This window comes from Aeromonas sp. QDB14, assembly GCF_027707845.1.
GTDB classification, from domain to species: Bacteria; Pseudomonadota; Gammaproteobacteria; order Enterobacterales; family Aeromonadaceae; genus Aeromonas; species Aeromonas caviae.
In genome coordinates this window covers 1-4816 of the sequence record NZ_JAPCJD010000138.1, presented here as the reverse complement: position 1 = coordinate 4816, position 4816 = coordinate 1, and the positions used below count along the sequence as shown (strand labels likewise).

Genomic DNA, 4816 nt, shown 5'->3' with positions numbered 1-4816 from the left:
TCGGCTCAAACATGAAGAAATGAAATGACTGAGTCAGCCGAGAAGAATTTCCCCGCTTATTCGCACCTTCCCTAGATTGGCAAAATTTCGTGCTCATCAATTCAAGAAGGTATTTAAAGAAGCGAACGCGGGTGCGAACTTGTGAGCTCCCGTGAAGCGATCGCAACAATCATGGACTCACTGACAGAGACGATCAACCGACGCACCATCGCTGCCTTGGCTTTTGTTGCGCCAACCCCAGTGCACTCCTGCTGAAACTCGTTACACCTTGTTTTAATGGCCCCTTGAATCGAAAGTGCGACACCCATACCTGAGGATCAAGGTTAAATACCGCCTTTAGCGTGTGAAAAACATTTACCGCCTAAAGCAGGTAAATATTGATATACCTGCCACAGCGTGTAAATTAAAAGAAATTACGCTACCAGGTAAGTCAAATCATGAAAGTAACCAGCGCCAAGCAACTTAGTGCCTGTCTCAAGGATGCCAGGCTTTCGCAAAAGCTCTCCCAAGGCAAAGTGGCCGGCAAGGTGGGGATCAGGCAGGACACGGTGTCCAGCTTCGAGCTCAATCCCGAGTCAACCAAGCTGGAGACCTTGTTCAAGATCCTCGCCGCACTGGAACTCTCCCTCGATATCAGGCCCCGCACCGATCCTGCGGAAAACGCCACGCCTGGCTGGAAGGAGGAGTGGTAATGGCCAGCCTGACGGTCTACATGAACGGATACCGGGTAGGTACCTTTACCAAGGCGACCAATGGTGCTCACCAATTTCAGTACGATGAATCGTGGGTGAAGTTGCCAGGCAGCCGCCCCATCTCGCTCTCCATGCCATTACGCCAGCAGCGCTACCAGGGCGATGAGGCCTATAACTTCTTCGATAATCTGCTGCCAGATAACCCGGAAGTAAGAAACCGGGTGGTGGCGCGCTATCAAGCCGATTCCACCCAACCCTTTGATCTGCTCAGTTGCATTGGCCAGGACAGCGTGGGGGCATTGCAACTGGTGGCTCAGGGCAGACCTGTGCCAGACGTTAAGCGCATTGAGTGCAAGCCGCTCTCTGACGCCGAACTGGAGCAGATCATGACCAGCTACCAGCAAGGGATCCCGCTTGGTATGGTGAGGGAAGAGGACGATTTTCGGATATCCATCGCCGGGGCTCAGGAAAAGACCGCGTTACTCTACCTCGACAACCGTTGGTGCTTACCGCATGCAGCGACCCCAACCACCCACATTATCAAGCTGCCCATTGGCAAGATCGAAAGCCACTCCTACTCGATAGACCTCTCCCAGAGCGTAGAAAACGAATATCTCTGCACCCTGATCGCCAAAGCATTGGGTCTTCCGGTTCCCCATTGCTTCATCATGCAGGTCGGCAAGGTCAAGGCTCTGGCGGTGGAACGCTTCGATCGGCGCTACGCCACGGATCGCAGTTGGATCATGCGCCTGCCCCAAGAGGACTTCTGCCAGGTGTTGAATGTACCGTCAGCACGCAAGTACGAGAGCCATGGTGGACCGGGCATTGCTGACATCATGACGACCCTGCTGGGATCGGCCACGCCGGAGCAGGATCGGTACCTGTTTATGAAGTCTCAGGTGTTGTTCTGGCTGCTGGCTGCCACTGATGGCCATGCCAAGAATTTCTCGGTGTTTATCGAACCTGAAGGGCGTTTCCGGCTTACACCGTTTTACGACATCCTTTCCATGTATCCTGCATTTGGTGGTAAAGGATTACATCCCCGTGATGCCAAGTTGGCCATGGGGCTTACTGCAACCAAGGGCAAAAAATACGCGATAGAGCAGATATTTCCTCGCCATTTTTATCAAACGGCCAAGGCGATTGGTTTTGAACAAGTGCAGATGGAAAAAATCATCAGCGAACTGACGGATAATCTGGATGAGGTAATATCAATCGTTCGTCAGCAATTGCCTGATACATTTCCCACTGAGATTGCAGATTCAATTTTGGGTGGACTCAGTTCGAAAGCGCAACGCTTAAAACGATAATTGACCAATGTGACCAATGCCTCTTGCATCGCCCCAAATGAGCCTCTATCGAGGCTCATTTTTTTTGCGTACGAGCGAGTGAATGATCCATTTTAGATCAAAAAAACAACTAAAAATGCAGAAGCCTGAAGTGCTAATTTTGGCAACATAAAATTTCCTCAGCTAACCTAGACAGACTTAACGGCAATAAGACATTGATTTTAAAGTATTATATTTATTTGATGTTTGACGTATTCTGATGACATTTTAACTCTATTAACAGGTACGGCCTTCTAAGCCGTGGGTCGCAGGTTCGAATCCTGCAGGGCGCGCCATTTAAAATGTGTTTTAAATCATTGAGTTATTGACGACGAGTGTGACTTATCGTCCATTCGGCAGATTATCTCAAGATGACCTTGGCCACGCCTTGGCAGACACAAAATGGCGATGATTTCAGTGGTGGCTGTAGCTCAGTTGGTAGAGTCCCGGATTGTGATTCCGGTTGTCGTGGGTTCGAGCCCCATCAGCCACCCCATTATTTCTCTGTTGTTGCTATCTGTTGCGAAAGAAATGAAAGGCTTGAATATGGCCGGCAACTCATCAGCAAGGCAGACTTCGCGCAATTTATACGCGGCGATAAACCGGCCACGCGCCGGTTTTTTGTTTTAGCGAATCAATTAACGCCCATGGAGGCGACCTATGTCTCTTCGTCATCCGGGTCGCAAGCAGCCCGCTCGCCAGCCCTCCCCCGCGACGGGCAACCCCGCCCTCGATCTCTTCCACCGCAACTGGCAAGCGCTCGAAAAGCTACAGGCAAAGATCGACAAGCAAGCCCTCAACTGCCGCGATATCTATCAGCGTTTCACCAGCGAAATAGAACCCCTTGAGCGTCAACAGTGCGAGCTCATCTTTGCCCTCGCCAAGCGCCTGGTCGATTTTACGGCTCGCAAGAGCTTTACCCTGTGGCAGCGGGAGACCTTGCACCACTGGATCCACGATCTCATCAGCTATATCGAGTCCAATCCGTTTCGTGGCGAGATGGATTTGGCACCCCTCTTTCACCAAATCCAAACCAATACCGCCCTGCACATGGATGACGAACAGCTCGACTATCAGTGTGACGTTCTTACCCAGATGCTGATGGAGACTTGTGGCCACTGCCCCGATGACATCGATACCTTGCGCGAGATGCTCAAAAACCCCGATCGGTTGAACGAGTACATGATGAATGCGGCGCGCCAGCATATGGCCGAAGAGTGCAACACCGTCGATAAAGAAGAGGATGCCCGCTTCGACGATGATGAGTTGTTTGCCGATGAGCCTCTCTTCGGCACTGAGCAGCAAGATGCTTTTGCCCACGCGCGCACCCGTCGTGAGCAAGAGGAAGAGGCGCGCATCGAACAGTTGTTCAGCAAATCCAGCCTCAAGCAGCTCTATCGCAAGCTCGCCCTGGCGCTGCACCCGGATCGGGAACCCGACCCCGTCATGCAGGCGGAAAAGACCCGCATCATGGGCCAACTCAGCCAGGCCTGGGAAAACAAAGAGATGTTCACCCTGTTGCAGCTGGCCCACACCCACCTGCCCGAGTTCGATAACCTGCTCAGTGACGAGAACCTCGCTTACCTCAACCCGATGCTGAAACGCCAGCTACGCGAGCTCGAAGTCAGCTACTACGGCGGGCAAGACGGGCTAATGGGCGCGGTGCTGCACAAATTCAAGCAATCATCCAAGAAAAAGACCGAGCAGGCCTTTGCCGAACATCGGGACTATTTGCTGCGTGATATCGACCACCTGACTGCCCAGCTGGCCGAGATCACCACCCTGCAGACCCTCAAACCCTATCTGGCGGCCCGCTGGGATCAGCAGCAAATGAGGTGGGATGAGGAAGAGGACGATATGGAATGGCTGTTTAGGTAACGGCCAGCGGTGACCGACCATCTCATCAATCAATCAAGGCGCCACTGGCGCCTTGATTGTTTTCACACTGCTGGTTTTTACACTGATCGTGCTATCGGATAGCCAGCCTTAAATCAGGGTCACCTGACGCGCTTTGGCATCAGGCGCCAGCGCCTGTTCCTCATCGTGGATAGTTGTGAAGGGCTCAGGGGAAATGGCGGCTGCCGATGCGATTTTGCGCTGCTGATATTGGGCCAGACGCAAGTCCAGCAGCTCTTGCACCATGCGATGCAGAGGATCGATATCCTCCTCACTCACCGCGAAGCGTGGGCAGAAGCGATCCTCCCTTACCTCGAACCAGTACTCCCCCTTGGCGCCTGGATTGCCGCCACTGCTGAACTTGATCGGATTGCTCTTCCAGTAACTGAGCCAAGCCGGGCTGTCGGCGCTCAGGGCTTGCTGCTTGGCCGGCAGATCGAGACGGGCCAGCTCGGGATGCCGCTCGAACAGGTAACGGGAGTGGCTGGCCAGCGCTGCCAAGGTGGGTGGCTCACGCAGACCGTCGAGTTCGAGCAAGGCCAATAGCAGGATCAACTTGAAGCTCTTGTTGAGCGCGGTGTTCTCCACCCCCGCACGCAGAAAGTCGCCGTGCCGGTTCAGCACGCGCAGCTCCTCCTCCCCCAGATCGCCCGCTTGGGCGAGCAGCTCAAACCAGCCCCCCTGTTTTTGGGTATCGAAACGCAGTTGCTCACCCAGCCGGGCAACCCAGGTTTGCCGCGCAGTGGGACGATAACCGAGGTACTCCTTGAGGATCTGATAGGTCTCAAGCAGAGTCGGTTGCTGCTGCCTTTTTAACAGCGCTCATGTACAGGATCTTTAGCTACAACCAATTGAAATAGATAGAAAAAAGGCTTCGTTTGTGATCTGATTTAATCGCAA

Annotated in this window: 4 protein-coding genes and 1 tRNA gene; 4 read left to right on the top strand and 1 reads right to left on the bottom strand. The window is 53.3% G+C overall.

Annotated elements, in window-relative coordinates:
* Positions 1-437: 437 nt before the first annotated feature.
* From PG887_RS21800 to PG887_RS21785, 4 genes are all read left to right on the top strand, one after another.
* The gene (locus PG887_RS21800; protein WP_005329233.1) at positions 438-692 is read left to right on the top strand and encodes a helix-turn-helix domain-containing protein; all 255 of its coding nucleotides are present in this window, start codon (positions 438-440) and stop codon (positions 690-692) included.
* Positions 692-2002 (top strand): type II toxin-antitoxin system HipA family toxin, encoded by a 1311-nt coding sequence (locus PG887_RS21795; protein WP_005329232.1) that lies wholly within the window; start codon positions 692-694, stop codon positions 2000-2002. The genes PG887_RS21800 and PG887_RS21795 overlap by 1 nt, the downstream gene beginning before the upstream one ends.
* 438 nt (positions 2003-2440) lie before the next feature.
* Positions 2441-2516, top strand: a tRNA-His gene (locus PG887_RS21790).
* Positions 2517-2680: 164 nt separating this feature from the next.
* Positions 2681-3898: a J domain-containing protein gene (locus tag PG887_RS21785; RefSeq protein ID WP_270822895.1), complete on the top strand. Its 1218-nt coding sequence runs from the start codon at positions 2681-2683 to the stop codon at positions 3896-3898.
* A gap of 108 nt (positions 3899-4006) precedes the next feature.
* Here PG887_RS21785 and PG887_RS21780 read toward each other — a convergent pair whose 3' ends face one another.
* A complete protein-coding gene (locus tag PG887_RS21780) occupies positions 4007-4540 on the bottom strand; it encodes a hypothetical protein (protein WP_270822894.1) in 534 nt (177 codons plus the stop codon).
* Positions 4541-4816 lie beyond the last annotated feature (276 nt).

What these genes read in the sequence shown, in the direction of transcription:
- PG887_RS21785 (WP_270822895.1), top strand. Translation starts at nt 2,681, where the DNA reads ATGTCTCTTCGTCATCCGGGTCGCAAGCAGCCCGCTCGCCAGCCCTCC.
- PG887_RS21795 (WP_005329232.1), top strand. Translation starts at nt 692, where the DNA reads ATGGCCAGCCTGACGGTCTACATGAACGGATACCGGGTAGGTACCTTT.
- PG887_RS21800 (WP_005329233.1), top strand. Translation starts at nt 438, where the DNA reads ATGAAAGTAACCAGCGCCAAGCAACTTAGTGCCTGTCTCAAGGATGCC.